The organism is Pseudoflavonifractor sp., assembly GCF_050943825.1.
Lineage (GTDB): Bacteria > Bacillota > Clostridia > Oscillospirales > Oscillospiraceae > Pseudoflavonifractor.
Genome location: NZ_JBMNPX010000016.1, coordinates 15,513 through 29,921, shown reverse-complemented (window position 1 = coordinate 29,921; position 14,409 = coordinate 15,513). Strand labels below are relative to the sequence as shown.

The 14,409-nt window shown below is 63.0% G+C and carries 12 protein-coding genes; all 12 read right to left on the bottom strand.

The genetic code is table 11. The features are described 5' to 3' along the window. Positions 1–223: 223 nt before the first annotated feature. The 12 genes from ACOX7T_RS11820 to ACOX7T_RS11765 all read right to left on the bottom strand — a co-directional run bounded on the left by ACOX7T_RS11820 (position 224) and on the right by ACOX7T_RS11765 (position 14,307). Positions 224–1,423, bottom strand: a complete 1,200-nt coding sequence (locus ACOX7T_RS11820; protein WP_433442978.1) for an ATP-binding protein — start codon at positions 1,421–1,423, stop codon at positions 224–226. Between the two features lie 158 nt (positions 1,424–1,581). Continuing rightward, positions 1,582–2,274, bottom strand: a complete 693-nt coding sequence (locus tag ACOX7T_RS11815; RefSeq protein WP_433442975.1) for a YjjG family noncanonical pyrimidine nucleotidase — start codon at positions 2,272–2,274, stop codon at positions 1,582–1,584. A 93-nt stretch (positions 2,275–2,367) separates the two neighbouring features. Next, positions 2,368–3,519, bottom strand: a complete 1,152-nt coding sequence (locus ACOX7T_RS11810; RefSeq protein WP_433442972.1) for an amidohydrolase family protein — start codon at positions 3,517–3,519, stop codon at positions 2,368–2,370. A gap of 4 nt (positions 3,520–3,523) precedes the next feature. Beyond that, positions 3,524–4,621, bottom strand: coding sequence for a ring-opening amidohydrolase (locus ACOX7T_RS11805; protein ID WP_433442970.1), 1,098 nt, complete (start codon positions 4,619–4,621; stop codon positions 3,524–3,526). A 48-nt stretch (positions 4,622–4,669) separates the two neighbouring features. Next, positions 4,670–5,605, bottom strand: coding sequence for a carbamate kinase (arcC, locus tag ACOX7T_RS11800; protein ID WP_433442967.1), 936 nt, complete (start codon positions 5,603–5,605; stop codon positions 4,670–4,672). A 63-nt stretch (positions 5,606–5,668) separates the two neighbouring features. Then, positions 5,669–7,264 (bottom strand): L-lactate permease, encoded by a 1,596-nt coding sequence (locus tag ACOX7T_RS11795; protein WP_433442964.1) that lies wholly within the window; start codon positions 7,262–7,264, stop codon positions 5,669–5,671. Between the two features lie 26 nt (positions 7,265–7,290). Next, positions 7,291–8,541, bottom strand: coding sequence for a DUF1116 domain-containing protein (locus tag ACOX7T_RS11790; RefSeq protein WP_433442962.1), 1,251 nt, complete (start codon positions 8,539–8,541; stop codon positions 7,291–7,293). Positions 8,542–8,583: 42 nt separating this feature from the next. Continuing rightward, positions 8,584–9,834, bottom strand: a complete 1,251-nt coding sequence (locus ACOX7T_RS11785; RefSeq protein WP_433442960.1) for a DUF1116 domain-containing protein — start codon at positions 9,832–9,834, stop codon at positions 8,584–8,586. Between the two features lie 7 nt (positions 9,835–9,841). Next, positions 9,842–10,012 (bottom strand): fdrA domain protein, encoded by a 171-nt coding sequence (locus tag ACOX7T_RS11780; RefSeq protein ID WP_433442959.1) that lies wholly within the window; start codon positions 10,010–10,012, stop codon positions 9,842–9,844. A gap of 25 nt (positions 10,013–10,037) precedes the next feature. Beyond that, positions 10,038–11,585, bottom strand: a complete 1,548-nt coding sequence (gene fdrA / locus ACOX7T_RS11775) for an acyl-CoA synthetase FdrA (protein ID WP_433442957.1) — start codon at positions 11,583–11,585, stop codon at positions 10,038–10,040. Positions 11,586–11,618: 33 nt separating this feature from the next. Continuing rightward, positions 11,619–12,500 carry a DUF2877 domain-containing protein gene (locus ACOX7T_RS11770; protein WP_433442955.1) on the bottom strand — a complete coding sequence of 294 codons (882 nt, stop codon included), beginning with the start codon at positions 12,498–12,500 and terminating at the stop codon, positions 11,619–11,621. Between the two features lie 127 nt (positions 12,501–12,627). Next, positions 12,628–14,307 carry a PucR family transcriptional regulator gene (locus tag ACOX7T_RS11765; protein WP_433442953.1) on the bottom strand — a complete coding sequence of 560 codons (1,680 nt, stop codon included), beginning with the start codon at positions 14,305–14,307 and terminating at the stop codon, positions 12,628–12,630. Positions 14,308–14,409 lie beyond the last annotated feature (102 nt).

Genomic DNA, 14,409 nt, shown 5'->3' with positions numbered 1-14,409 from the left:
GTTCACCTCTCCTTACATGCTCAGGCTGGCAATGAACTGCCGGGCAGTCCGGGGCGTCCGGCCGGGATGGTGCATCTCCCATGCCGGATACATCCGGCATGGGGCCCCCAAGAGATTTGAATCCGGCGGGACAAGTGAATTGCCCCGCCGTCAAGGTTTTGGGCACAGCCCAAAACGCTTGGACGCGCCAAAGGGCGCGGGAAGTTCGAAATGCTGGGGGCGGTCACATGCTCAGGCTGGCGATAAACTGCCGGGCGGTCCGGGGCGTCCGGCCCGGATGGTGCATTTCGAACTTCACCGCCTCGGCCCGGAGGGTATCACGGTCCATGGTGACGCCGTACAGGTCGGCCATCCGCTCCACCATGTCCAGGAACTCCGGCTTGCCCACCGCCAGATAGGGGATGCGCAGGCCGAACCGCTCGGACAGGGAGGTCTTTTCCGCGATGGTCTCGGTACGGTCCACCTCGTCCCCCACCCGGTCGGAGAAGGTCTGCCGCACCAGGTGGCGGCGGTTGGAGGTGGCATACACCGCCACGTTGGCGGGGCGGCGCTCCAGGCCGCCCTCCAGGATGGTCTTGAGGACGGAATAGGTCTTGTCGTCCTGGTCAAAGGCCAGGTCATCGATGAAGAGGATGAACTTGTGCCGCCGCCCGGCCAGGGAGGGAATCAGGTCGTGGAGCTCTCCCAGCTCCTCCTTCCGCACCTCAATGAGCCGCAGGTCTTCAAAGCCGGGCACCGTGAGCAGGGATTTGACCGTCACCGACTTGCCGGTGCCCGGGTCGCCGTAGAGCAGCACGTTGTTGACCAGATTGCCCTCCATCATGGCCCGGGTGTTGGCAATGACCCGCTCCCGCTGCCTCTCATAGCCGATGAGCTCGTCGCCGCCGGTGCAGTCCGGGTCGGCCACCGGACGCAGGGCCCCGTCCTCCCACAGGAAGGCCCGGTTGCGGGCAAAAAGTCCCGCGCCGCTGCGGCGGTAGAATTCGGTCAGGGAGGCAAAATCAAAGGGCACGCCACCGCTCCAGCGGGGCAGCCTGGCGGGGACTGTGGCCGCCTCCGGAGGCAGCAGGGCGCCAATCCGGCTGAGAATCAGCCCGCCGCTCAGGCCGGAGAGCTGGCAGAGCACCTCCACGTCCCGCTCGGCGGCGCCGGTCAGCTCCCGGTCCTCCCCGCCCCGCTCCACCAGGCGGGGATAGGGCCCGTCCTCATAGCGGAGCTTGTCGTGGAGCCAGTCCCCCAGGGTCCCGTACCCTTCCCGGCGCAGGCGGTAGAACACGGCGGCATACCGCTCCAGGGCCTCGCCGCCCCGGCCGCCGCTGACCGCGTCCAGCAGAGCGGACACCTCCTTCATCAGAGGCTCGTCCATAATATTCCAATAGGCGGACACCCCCAGCAGGGCGTACCGCAGCGCTTCCAATGTCATATCTGGTCCCTCCCGGATGTGTGTTTTTTCCATTTTATGCGCGGCGGCACCGGTTGTCAATGGGTTGTCCCTCCCGGCGGGCAGATGAAAAGAGCGCCGCAGGCCTGAATGCCTGCGGCGCTCTCTGTCTGTCACGGCTCTGACGCCCTGCCGGTCTGTTACGCCTCTTCCAGCAGCATGGGCAGCAGCTCTCTCAGGTTGGAAATCTCATAGGTGGGCGCTGTCTCTCCGCTTTCCCCGCCCTTGGGGTTGTACCAGCAGGTGTCCATGCCGCTGTTGATTCCACCCCGGATGTCCGAGCTGAGGGAATCGCCCACCAGCAGCATGTTCTTGGGGGAAATCCCCTCCAGATGGTCAAACACATAGCGGAAGAAGGGCTCGCCCGGCTTGGCGCAGCCGATCTCCTCCGACACAAACACCTGGGACACCAGCGGCGCCAGCCCCGAGTCGGTCAGGCGCTGCCGCTGGGTCCGCCCCACGCCGTTGGTGGCAATGCAGATGGGATAGCGGCGGCTGAGGGCTGTGCACACCTCCAGGGCGCCGTCGATGAGAAACGCGCCCTTTCCCAGCTCTTCCCGGTAGATACCCTCGGCCATGGGGCCGTCCACCTGCTCACCCAGGGCCTCAAACAGTCTGGCAAACCTGGTGTTGAGAAGTACCTCACGCTCCAGCTCTCCCCGCTCGTAGGCCCTCCACATGTCCTGGTTGATGCCGTGGTAGAGCCTGCGGATCTCATCTGTCAGGGGGTGATTCAGCCGCTGAAACAGCGCGCCCAGCGCCTCATACTCGTTTTTCTGAAAGTCCAGCAGCGTATCATCCAGGTCGAACAGCAGCACCTGATACTTCTTCATGGTACAGCCTCCTTTTTTATTGTCCTCTACATGATACGATACAGAGGGCGATTTTTCAATCACGCCGCTGTACCGCATCACATATTCATTTCCTCACTGCACGGCAATGAGCTGCCCGCTTCTCATCAGCCAGCGGAGTCTGGCGCCTGCCGCCAGCACCTCATAGCTGTTTTTACCCTCCAGGACGGTGAGGTTTGCGGGATACCCGGGACGGATGCCGTACTGCTTCAGGCCCAGCAGCTGGGCGCCCTTGCCGGTGATCATGCCGAACACCGCTTCCACCTGCTCCGCGGTGAAGAACCGCTGGACATAGGTCAGCAGCAACGCCGCCTGCTTCACGTCTCCGCTGCCCAGGGGGTTGAAGAAGTCCCGGATATTGTCCGAGCCGATGCCCACCAGAAGGCCCGCATGGAGCAGCCGCTTCACCGGCGCCAGCGCCCGGGTGGAGATGGCGGTGGGGGCAATGGTGGCCTTCAGATCCACCTGAACCATACGGTCCAGTGCGTCCTCCAGCTCCTCCTCATTCAGGGCCGCCAGCGTGCACATGTGGATGCCGTTGACTCTGCCCTGCATGCCCATCTCCTTCATCCGGTCGGTCAGGTAGGGGAGCAGATAGTCCTTCCGGTTGCCCGACTCATCCAGATGGAACTCCGCCTCCAGGCCCTTCTCAGCGGCCAGCTCCAGGACAAAGTCGATGGCCCGGGTGCCCTCTCCGGCGGCGATGGTGTGGCCGCCCACCAGGTCGGCCCCCATGTCCACCGCCTCACGCAGGAGTTCATGGGTCTTTCCGTCGGCAAAGATGCCCTCCTGGGCAAAGGCGGTAACCTGAACGTCCAGCGTTCCGCGGTACTTCTCCCGCAGGGCCAGCAGGGCTTCCATGCCCTTCAGGCCCACAATGCCGTCCACGTCCACATTGGTACGCACGGCCACCGCGCCCGCGTTCAGCGCCCGGCGCAGCATCCGCTCCGCCCGGGCGGTAATGTCAGGCACGGTAAAGTTGGCCTTCAGCTCCCTGGTCATGGCGCCCTTCTCAGGTCCCGTAACGTCGGCGTAGGGGGCCATCTCATTGAGCAGGCACTTGTCCAGATGCAGGTGGCAGTCCACCAGGCCGGGCACGGTCACGTTCCCTTCCGCGTCAAAGTCGCCGTCCCGGTCAACCTTGCCCACGTGCTCAATCACGCCGTCCCGCACCAGGATGTCCTGCAGCTGGCCGTCCACCAGCGCGTTTTTGATCAGGTGCTCCATAGTCTCACTCCGCTCTGGCGATGCAGGCCACAAGGTTGGCGCCCAGCGGGCCCTGGTGCTCATAGCCGGCGGAGGCCAGAATCATGGTGTCGCCCACCAGGGAGCCCACAATGGCGTTGATCACCGCCTTGGCGAAGATACCCTGATAGCCGACCAGGTAGTCGCTCTTCATGGTGGTGCGGCGGCCGCGGATGGAGCCCATGGCGTCCGCGCCGGCGTTGATGAACATGGTGGCAATGCGCTGACGCTCCTCCTCGGGCAGGTCGTGCTCACAGCGGAGACCGGCCTTGCGGAAGGCCTCACGGGCACCCTCAATATCCAGGGTATCCTGCATCACGCCGTTGCCGATCTTGAACTTGCTCACCGAGTTGACGGAGTTGCCCATGACGATGACCTTGCAGGCCACCTGCTCGTTGCCCGCGGAGGTGGAGGCCACGTTGGAATAGAGCGCCCAGTTGCTGCAGACGGCCTCGTCGGTCACGTCGGCGTCCTGCACCTCGCCCAGGCCCAGGGCCACGCCCAGAGCGGAGGCGCCCTTGGACTTGCTGCCCGCCTCGGCGAAGTTGGTTCTGCAGCACTTCTTTCCGCGGCTGCGGGCATCCTCCAGCCGGGCGGCGGTCAGGTTGGGGCACTTTACCTCAACACAGCACACGTCCTCCACCCGCTCGATGCCGGCCTCCTTCATGGCCTCCCGGACAGCCTCGGCCACCAGGCGGGCCTGGACGGCGGTGCCGTACTCCTCGGGCTTGAGCACGCGGGTGATCTTGATTCCCAGGGCCAGGCGCTTCTCACCGGTGGGCTTGGCATCCACCTCCCGGCGGGTAAAGACCGTGTAGTGGGGGCTCATCAGACCGCCGGTCAGGCCGATCATCAGCATGGGAATCCGGGCGGAGACCTCCTCCCGGCTCATGCCCAGCCGCTCGCTCAGCATGAGCTCGAAGTTCATGGCCGCATAGCCACGGGCGTAGCCGTCACCCTCGGTCTGGGCGATGATGGCGCACACCTCCTCGGCGCGAATGGTGCCGTTGTCAATCAGCTTTGCCAGCTCGGAAACGTCATCGGGGCCCGCCATGGGAAGACGATACACTCCAACATCCATCATAGTTCATTACCTCCTGAAATTGTTTCGTTTTTTCTCTTTCGTTACCTGTCAGGCCACAATTCTGGTGCCTGTTTTGCCTTCCATTGCCGCGCAGGCCAGCTCCAGGGAGGTCACGATGGCCTCTCCTCCTCCGCCGCTGACAAAGTCCATGGCGGCCTGAATCTTGGGCCCCATGCTGCCGGCGGGGAACTGGCCCTCCGCCATATACTGCTGCGCCTGGGCCACGGTCATCCGATCCAGCTCCTGCTGAAGCGGGGTGCCGAAGTGGATGGCCACCTTGGGGACCCCGGTGAGCAGCATCAGGCTGTCGGCCCCAATCTCCTTTGCCACCAGGGCGGAGGCGAAGTCCTTGTCCACCACGGCCTCCGCGCCATGCAGGCCGCCCTGCTGCTCGGTGACCGGAATGCCGCCGCCGCCCACGGCGATGACAATCACGCCCGCGTCAACCAGCAGCTTGAGCACATCCCGCTCGGCCAGTGCCTTGGGCCGGGGAGAGGGGACCACTCTGCGGTAGCCCCGCCCGCTGTCCTCCACCATGGGGTGGCCCTGGGTCCTGGCCTCCTCCTCCGTGAAGAAGGGACCCACCGGCTTGGACGGGCTGCGGAAGGCAGGGTCCTCCGGATCCACCACCACCTGGGTCATAATCGCCGCCACCTCCCGGTCCATGCCCCGGGCACGGATGCGGTTCTGAAGGGTCTGGGCGATGAGGTAGCCCAGGCTTCCCTGGGTCTGGGCCACGCACACATCCATGGGGTTCTCCGGCACCTTGGCCCGGCCGCACTCATTCTGAATCAGCAGGTTTCCAACCTGGGGACCATTTCCGTGGGTCAGCACCACGCCATATCCGCACGCCGCCAGATCGGCGATAAAATCGCAGCAGTTGCTGATATTGGCCAGCTGTTCCTCGGTGGTTCCACGCTGTCCGGTCTGGGTGATGGCGTTGCCGCCCAGGGCTACCACCACTGTCTTTCTCTTTTCAGGCACCTGGCTTCCTCCTTATCAGGTAGATTGGGGTATTGGTAAGACCGCCCGTCCTTTCCGGCGCGGTCAGAGGATGTACAGCGCGATGCAAAGCAGCACGCCCAGCACCGCAGCCGCCGCAACCGCAATGGGAAGCAGCTTCCGCAGTACAAGCCCCTCCTGCCCCAGGACCCCCGCCGTGGTGGTTCCCAGGACAATATTTCCGGGGCAGAGAATGCTCCCGATGGCGCCGCCCGCCGTCTGGGCACCCAGGAAGGCGGCCTGGCTGACGCCCAGCAGCGCCGCCGTGGTCATCTGGAAGCTGGCAAAGAGCACATTGGAGGACATATTGCTGCTGGTAATAAAGGAGCCCAGCATGCCCACCATGGGTACCAGCAGCACATAGGTCCCGCCCAGCACTCCGGCGATGCCCTTTGCCAGCACGTCGGTCTGTCCGGTACCGCTCATCAGCCGGGACAGGACGATAAAGCAGGTAATCGCCGCGCCGGAGGGCACTGCCTTTCTCCAGGTGCGCCGCCATATTCCCAGCCGCGCCCGCTTCAAAAATCCCTTCCGCCGGTAGTAGACAAAGCCGGCGGCGGCGGCAATCAGCAGGAACAGCCCCGCGTGGGTCAGCGGCGTGATGGGGGAATAGGCCGCCACTGCCGCGTTCACATAGCCGTATCCGGTCACCGTCTCCGGGAAGGAGAAGGAAATCTGCCACTGGGACAGGAAGCTCTTGAGGGGCGGAATCAGCAGGACGCAGAGCGCAATGACGGTCATGACATAGTAGGGGAAAAAGGCCTGATGGAGTGACATGACCGCCTCCTCCCCCGCCTCCGGCTCCTTCCGGCGCATAATTTTGCTGTCCGGAACGCTCCACGGTGTGCGGTAGCGCTTGGTCCTGCCCAGGAGCAGCGCCGCTGCCAGCGCGAAGCAGCAGGGCAGGAAGCAGGCCAGGGAGGCATTCAGCTGGGCCACCAGCATCTGCCCGCCGCCCTGAAGAGCGGAGATGAGGAGTACGGCAGGCCAGCCCTTTTTCAGGGCCCGCCGTCCGCCGTAAAAGAAGCAGATGAGAAAGCCGCAGGCCAGATTCCACAGCCAGATGAATCCCGTGGCCCAGACGGCGGTCCACACGTACAGCGCCGGATCTGCCGTCAAATCCGTGGAGGAGACCAGCGCCTCCCAGGCGATGGCCAGCGTCCCGTATGTATTTCCCCAGGAGTGGCCGATGGGCGGGAGAATCACCGCCCAGAGGGGCGTCACACCGATTCCCATCAGGAGCGGGACACCCACCGCCACCGGCACGCCGAAGCCTGAGATCCCCTGCAGGAAGCTGGGAAACACCCAGGCCATCATCAGAATCTGGAGCAGCTCGTTGGGAATGAGCTTTTTCATTCCAATCTGAAATGCCCGGAACACTCCCGCGCTGCTGGATATCTCATAGAGCAGAATGGCGGGGAAAATAACCGCCAGAACCGACAGGGCGCTCCAGACACCCTTGGCGCCCTCCAGCAGCAGCAGCTGTCCGTCCGCCCGGAACACCACAGCGCCCATGACCGCAGCCAGGGCCATGCCCAGCGGCGCGGCCTTTATGGCACCCCAGCGGCACACCGCCATCAGCACCAGCAGCACCGCCATGGGCAGCACCGCCGCAATCCAGAGTCCCCCTGTTACCGGCATTTCAACGCTCCTTTTTTCTCAGCCTGTTACAGGCCGTATTTCTCTCCGTAGGCAAGCAGTGCCTGGGTAAACAGCTGCATGGGCGCCTTGGCAATGCCCGCACCCACCATGCCCACGCCGGGCTCCCGGCTGGCAATGGCCGTGTTGATGATGGGCGTAATGCCGGTCTCCACCACCCGGGCCATGTCAATTCCGATGGGGCTGCCACGGAAGTCCAGGTTGGGGATGGCATACTGCTCGCTCTCGGACAGGGTAATCTCGTACATGTCCATGGTCTGCTGGATTGCATCCTGGTAGGAGCCCGTCCCCAGCAGACGGACAATGGCGGGCGCAGCGGCAATGGCGCAGCCGCCCACGCCTCCGGTCTCCATAATGGCGCTGTCGCCGATGTCGGGGTTGGCGTCCTTCTCGCTGAAGCCCGCGAAGTACAGGCCGTCCACCCGGGCCGCCGGGGCGGTGAACCAGGTGTCCCCAAGGCCGCTGATGCGCACGCCGATATTGACGCCGTTGCGGGCGATTGCGGTCACCATGGTGGAATAGGGAATGCCGTGGGCCGCGTCCGCCGCGGCCTTGCAGGCCGCCATGGCGAAGTTGAGGAAGAACTGGTCGTTATTGGTGGTGAGGAACCGGCAAATCTCGGGCAGCCGGTCCTTTTCGGGCGCCGCCTCAGTCAGCGCCGCCAGAATGGTCTTGACAAATACATCGGTGGCCGCGTTGTTGCGCATGTGCAGCTCGTCGCCCATGTTGAGGGCCTGGGCGATGATGTTCTTCAGGTTCACGCCGCCCATGTGCAGCACGGTGGCCTTCAGGGCGGGGGCCAGCACGGTCTCCATCCACTTCAGCCGCTGTACCGTCCGCTCTCCGTAGGCGCCGAACCGGATCACGTCTCCCGCGCCCTCGTTGATGGAGGAGTAGGCACAGTTTCCGTTCTCCCGGTTTTCCACCTTCAGCAGGGGCATGGAGCTGGAGATAATACCCGTCATGGGGCCCACCGACTGGTGGTGGTGGCAGGGCTCAAAGGTGATCTCGCCCGAGGCGGCCAGGGCCTCAGCCTCTTGGTCGGTCTCCGCCAGGCCCTCATATTTCAGCGCGCCCAGCACCGCGCCCCGCATGGGGCCGCACATATCCTGCCACTGGATGGGGGGACCGGCGTGAAGAATGGTCTTCTTATCCAGGCCGAGGGCCTCCCGCGCCGGCACCACGTCCACCCAGAAGGGCTGCGCGCCCTTCAGCTTTCCGACCGCTTTTTCATTGGCCGCAGCTACAAGTTCTTTCATCGATAACCTCCATCTGCTTTTTGGCCGGACTCCCTGTGGGGCTCAGTCAACCCCTTCGGCATGGGCAAAGGCATACAGCGCCTTGATGAAGCAGTCCATGGGCGCCTTGACAATGCCCGCGCCCACCTGGCCCACGCCGGGTTCCTTATGGGCCATGCCGGTGTTGATGACGGGCAGAATCCCCGTCTCCACCACCTTCCGGATGTCAATGCCGGAAGCGGTGCCCACGAAGTCCATAATGGGAATCACATAGCTCTCACTGGTGCCGACTGTAATCTCCTGCATCTCCCTGGAGTACTCCAGGGCCTCCCCGGCGGAGGCGGCGCCCACAAACCGGATGACCGCAGGCGCTGCGGCCATGGAGAAGCCGCCCACACCCAGCGTCTCCATGATGGCGCTGTCGCCCATGTCGGGGTTGGCGTCCTTCTCGCTGTACCCGGGGAAATAGAGTCCCTTGGGCATCAGCACGGGGGCCTCGAACCACTCGTCCCCCAGGGCGCTGATCTTGATACCGAAATTGGTGCCGTTCCGGCTCATGGCGGTGACCACGCTGCAGTGGGGGATGTTTTTTACCGGGTCCATGGTGGCCTTTGCCGCAGCCATGGCCAGGTTCAGGAAGAACTGCACGTTGCCAATCATAAACGTCGTCATGCGCTCCAGCGCCGCCCGGTCCTCGGTGACATGGACCAGAGGGGGAATCAGCTCCTGGGCGATGAGGGCGGAGGCAGCGATGTTCCGCTGGTGCATCTCGTCGCCCATGGCCAGCGCCTTTGCCATGATTACCTTCAGGGGGATGGGGCCGGCGTGGGCAATCGCCTTCTTCAGGTGGGGCGCCAGCACGGTCTCCATCCACTTCAGCCGCTCCAGCACCTCGGGGCCGTTGGCGCCGAAACGCATGACCTTTCCAAGGCCCTCGTTGAAGGTGCTGTACGCATAGTTGCCAAAGGTCTCGTTCTTTACCTCCCAGAGAGGCATGGAGCGGGTGATCATGCCGGTCATGGGGCCCACACAGCCCAGGCTGTGGTTGGACACCAGGCGGATGGCGCCTGTCTGCACCTTTTCCGCCGCTTCTTCCAGCGTCTGGGCCATGCCCTCATAGACCGCCGCGCCCATGACGGCTCCCTTCATGGGGCCGCACATGTCCTCCCACCGGATGGGGGGACCCGCGTGGCCGATGGTGCGCTCATCCAGCTCGGGCGCCACCTCACCGGCATATTTTATATCCACCAGTACCGGCTCCGCCCGGTTCATACGGGCCAGCGCCTCGGCGTTTGCCTGGTCAATTCTGTTCATCTCTTAATCACCCATTCAGCTTTTCCAGAATTTCAATGAGGCGCAGATCGCCGCCCGCGGGGGGCGTCCAGTCCACGTGGCAGGCGGGCTGGTTCTGATCCAGCACCGCCTCATAAAAACGCTCCAGGCCCAGATTGACTACATTGAGCTGGGCGGAAAACAGGTCCTTTACAGCCATTGCAGTTGTCCTCCTTCTGTTGTCCTTATCGGTTTTTCAGCACAGCCGCGGCCGCCCGCACTGCCTGGGCGTTGGTGGGCAGCACCAGGATGCCCGCCTCACGCAGCTTCTTCTCCTGCTCCACCCGGTTCTGGGGATCCGCCGGCGTGCCGCAGACCGAGGCGATAAACACCACCTGGCGTCCCTCGTTCTCTTTGCGGCTCTGGGCAACCGCCTCAGCCAGCGCTCCGGCGGGGTCCTCATTGCTGCCGTAGCCCAGGACGCAGTCCAGCAGAATCACGGCCGTCTCAGGGTCCCTGGCCTCTGCCCGCAGACGCTCGCTGCGCAGGCGGAAGTCAATCATGGGATGGGGAATGCCATCGGTAAAGTAGTCATCGCCCATGTCCAGCAGGGTGTTCTGGAAGCTCTTCTCCACATCCTTCAGCGCAAAGGCCTCCTGGGTGGCGATGTTGCTGTAAATCTCAAAGCCGCTCTTCTGCAGAAGCAGCTGGCCCTCGTAGCACAGAGTGCCGCCGGAATAGAGTCCGCGCACATACTTCTGCTCAGGCGCCAGACCCTTCACGGCCTCGTCCAGCTGCCGTGCCTGGTCCTCGGTCAGCGCGCCGCCCGCAGCCAGCTCCTTCCCCTGGGAGAGGGCCACCAGCATACGGCCGGCGTCCTCCAGGGTGGCGGCGGCGGAAACACCGGGGATGTCCGGCAGCTCCTCCGCGCCCAGGAAGCAGGCCACCACAGGCTTCTCCACCTTTTCCAGCCGCTCCAGAATCTTCTCCATGACCGCTCTGGCAGGGGGCTTGGAGATGATACCGATGACCTTGGTGCCGGGGTCCTGGTCCAGTGCGTCAATGCAGGAGAGCATCATCTTTCCGCCCACCGCTTCCTTCACGTCACGGCCGCCGGTGCCCAGGGCCTGAGAGATGCCTCCGCCCAGAGCGTCGATGACGCAGGTCACCTCCTGAAGGCCGGTGCCGGCAGCCGCCACCAGGCCAATGTCGCCCCGCCGCAGCACGTTGGCAAAGCCCAGGGAGACGCCGTTGATAATGGCGGTGCCGCAGTCCGGGCCCATCATCAGCAGCCCGTGCTCCAGGGCGTAGTCCTTCAGCTGGTTCTCCTCTTCAATGGTCACGTTGTCGCTGAACAGCAGCACATGGAGTCCCTGGCGCATCAGCTTCATGGTCTGGGACTTGGCATACCGGCCGGGCAGGGAAACCACGGCAAAGTTGGCGTCGGGCAGCTTGTCCAGCGCAGACTCGATGGTCTTGGCCCGCAGATGGCCGTCCCCGCCTCCGGCGGGCTTCTTCTTGTTCTCAAACTGCTCGGCCAGAAGGGCCTTGGCCTCTTCCACCGCCTCCTGGGTGTCCGCGGCGATGCCGATCACCAGGTCATTGGGGGTGATCTCCTTGGCGGCCTCCTCTGTCAGCAGGCCGGAACCCCGCATCAGGGACTTGTTGTGGTCCGTGCCCATCATGACCGCCGCCTCGTGCACGCCCGCCACTCCGGACAGCTTGCTGGAGAAGAGCATCAGTGTGACCGAGTCGAAATATGTATTCTGTCTTACCTCGCTGTATGAAACCATATCTCCGTCCTCCCGTTTGTTTTCTTGGGTTTCCTATACTGTCTTTGCCGCTGTGAGGCTCCGGTGCAGGGCAAGCCCCTCCCGTACGCCGGTCAGCGTGTCAATCCCTGAGGAGTGTCCTATCCCGGCAAGCCAGTCCAGCGCCGCCTCCGGTTCCGCCGGAGAAAAGAGCTGGCAGAGCGGACGGCTGAAGGCACCCCTGCACGCGTATCTCAAAAACTCCGCGCTGATGTCGTTGGTCTTGGCCAGCTGGGCCTCCACCTCTTCCTCCAGCGCGGTGCGGAACCGCCCCGTCTGCTCCTCCTGTTCCAGTCCCCGCAGCGCCGCCAGCAGCCCCACCAGGAAGTCGTCACCCGCCGGGGTGAGGCCGTCTCCCAGCCCTATGAGCATGCAGTACTGCCGGGCCGCGCTGGAAAAGGCTCCCTGTCCGGCCAGCGCGCCTGCCTGGGAGATGTACCGGTGGTACAGCTGGCCCAGAGGCGTCTCCGCCTCCCCCCTGTCCGGCTCCAGGCTCCGGGCCAGGGCGCTCTTTTCTCTGCCCCGGGCAATGGTCTGCTCCAGTCCGCTCAGAAAACGGGGGCGCCAGAGCTCCTCAGGGACGGGGGTTATCCTGGGCTGCCACAGCTCGCCTGTCTTCAAATCAAGCCGCAGGCAGCCCAGCTGCAGCTCCCCGCCGCTCCAGAGGCCTCGCTCTCCCTGCCGCAGGGTCAGGCACTCAAATTCCTCCCCGCTCAGCGACGTGGTGATGCCGAAGGGGGTGGGGGCTGCGGAGCGGGGCTGGATTGCCAGCAGCCGCTCCCCCGCCCTGAGGTTGACGGTGTGGTGGTAGACCGAGTGCACAGTTACCAAAAATGACCCCTTCAGGCAGTCCGCGGCGGTCTGGGGATACAGGACAACTTTTACTGAAAAATTCATACCAAATATCCTCTTGATTTCTACTGTTATTATAAAAAGCTGTACTTTTTCCGTCACTGTAACAGCGCCTGATTCCGCCGCCCACGCTTTGTGCACCGCGCCCAATTCGGCCGGAATTCCGCCCTGACTACTGATCCAGGATTTTTCTTATCTTCAGCGCGATCTGCAGCTCCAGCACTGACTCTGGGTGCTTGAAATCCACCTTCAGAATGTCCTTGATCTTCTCGATGCGGTACATGAAGGTATTACGGTGGAGGTACTTCTTTTGGGCCGCCAGGGTGATGTTCCCGCCGTTGAGGAAGTACTCCTCCAATGTGCTCATCAGGTCGGCCTTGTTCTCTTGGTCGTACTTCTGCAGCCTGCCCAGCACATGATTGAAGAACTCCTCCAGCTGCTCCCGGGGCTGCACCAGGCCCAGGAGGTGGTAGACAATCATGTCCGCGTAGAAGGTCAGCTTTGTCTGTCCGCCCATCTTCTCCGAGAGCTCCATGGCCTCCAGGGCATTGAGATAGCTCTTGCGCATGTTGAGGAAATCCGGACAGGGATTTCCCACTCCGATCTCCACGCTGGGATAGCGCTCCTCCAGCTGGCTATACAGGCTCTCCAGCAGGGCCCGGGTGTCCTCGCTTATCTGCTCGCTCTCCTCCTTTTCCGCCAGGAGAAATGCGATGATCAGATTGCCCCGCTGGATGGCCACAATGCTGCGGTTCTGGCGGTGCGCCGCCGTCTCAATCAGGGCCATGGCGCTCTTTTTTATCTGAAGCAGCTCCCGCATGGCCTGTACGGCCCCGCTCTCAGAGCTCTCCACGTTCAGCTTTACCACCATGCAGATATAGGTCTTGGCCGCATCCATATAGTGGATCTCCGCCAGGCTCTTCACCGCGCTGACCGACTCAATCTTTCCCTCCAGCAGGTCGTCAAAGAAGTCCTGCCGCAGGCTGTGCTTGATCTCCTGGATCTGCTTCTCCTTCAGCTGCTCCAGCGCCACGGAGGTAGCCGCCATCTCCAGGGCCATATAGTCCAGGGACGTCATTTTTCTGACCGTTTCCCACACGATAATAAAGCCATAGAGAATATCATTGGCTGTGACGGGCATGACACGGCAGACAATGCTGCTTCGGGGATAGGTGCGCTTTATAATGTGGGTGTACTGCTCCATGTTCTCGGGAATGGTCTCAATGAATTCCTGAGAAAAGGGGATCTCCCCCTTCTGGAGCCGGACAAAGCTGTCCATGGGCTTGGGGTTGTCCTCCCGCTCCCACCAGGCCATCAGGTGCCATTTTTCATCCACCACCAGCAGCGGATTGCCGATCAGGCTGCTGGAGAGCTGGGTCAGCTGGCGCAGGCTGCCCCCCTGGAGGGTACACTGGGTGATGGTGTTGTGGATGTGGACATACTTTTTGAATATCAGGTTGTCCTGCTCCCCAATCTCCCTGTTGATCACGTTGAGCACATGGGAGAGGGTGTTCTGGAATGGAATCTCCACCACCGGCAGCCCCACCCGGTTGGCCTCCTGAAGCATACATTCGGGCACCTGTTCCAGGTAGCGCTTCACCTTGATGCCGATCCCGGCGCAGTTGATTTCCGCCAGCTCCCGGATAATCTGACACTGCATCCCCACGTCATTCTGAAAGAGATACCCTGTTGTCAGTACAAACTCTCCGGCTGTCAGCCAGTCGAAGGTATCCGGGTTGTCCATGATGTTGACCCCGGTGATTAGATTGCCCGCATTCTGCGCCCCGGCAATCAGCTTCAGCCCCAGCTGATTGTCCAGTCCCACCAGTTGCGATACGGAAAATTCTTTCATACAGGCACTCCTCTGTTTTTGAAACAGCGGGAAGCCCGCAGTCTCCCCGCCCTGTTCAAAGCGGCGGAGACCACGAGCCTCTCGAATATCGGTTGTGTTTTT

What these genes read in the sequence shown, in the direction of transcription:
- fdrA (WP_433442957.1), bottom strand. Translation starts at nt 11,585, where the DNA reads ATGGTTTCATACAGCGAGGTAAGACAGAATACATATTTCGACTCGGTC.
- ACOX7T_RS11820 (WP_433442978.1), bottom strand. Translation starts at nt 1,423, where the DNA reads ATGACATTGGAAGCGCTGCGGTACGCCCTGCTGGGGGTGTCCGCCTAT.
- ACOX7T_RS11785 (WP_433442960.1), bottom strand. Translation starts at nt 9,834, where the DNA reads ATGAACAGAATTGACCAGGCAAACGCCGAGGCGCTGGCCCGTATGAAC.
- ACOX7T_RS11780 (WP_433442959.1), bottom strand. Translation starts at nt 10,012, where the DNA reads ATGGCTGTAAAGGACCTGTTTTCCGCCCAGCTCAATGTAGTCAATCTG.
- ACOX7T_RS11805 (WP_433442970.1), bottom strand. Translation starts at nt 4,621, where the DNA reads ATGATGGATGTTGGAGTGTATCGTCTTCCCATGGCGGGCCCCGATGAC.
- ACOX7T_RS11770 (WP_433442955.1), bottom strand. Translation starts at nt 12,500, where the DNA reads ATGAATTTTTCAGTAAAAGTTGTCCTGTATCCCCAGACCGCCGCGGAC.
- ACOX7T_RS11815 (WP_433442975.1), bottom strand. Translation starts at nt 2,274, where the DNA reads ATGAAGAAGTATCAGGTGCTGCTGTTCGACCTGGATGATACGCTGCTG.
- ACOX7T_RS11765 (WP_433442953.1), bottom strand. Translation starts at nt 14,307, where the DNA reads ATGAAAGAATTTTCCGTATCGCAACTGGTGGGACTGGACAATCAGCTG.
- ACOX7T_RS11810 (WP_433442972.1), bottom strand. Translation starts at nt 3,519, where the DNA reads ATGGAGCACCTGATCAAAAACGCGCTGGTGGACGGCCAGCTGCAGGAC.
- ACOX7T_RS11795 (WP_433442964.1), bottom strand. Translation starts at nt 7,264, where the DNA reads ATGCCGGTAACAGGGGGACTCTGGATTGCGGCGGTGCTGCCCATGGCG.
- ACOX7T_RS11790 (WP_433442962.1), bottom strand. Translation starts at nt 8,541, where the DNA reads ATGAAAGAACTTGTAGCTGCGGCCAATGAAAAAGCGGTCGGAAAGCTG.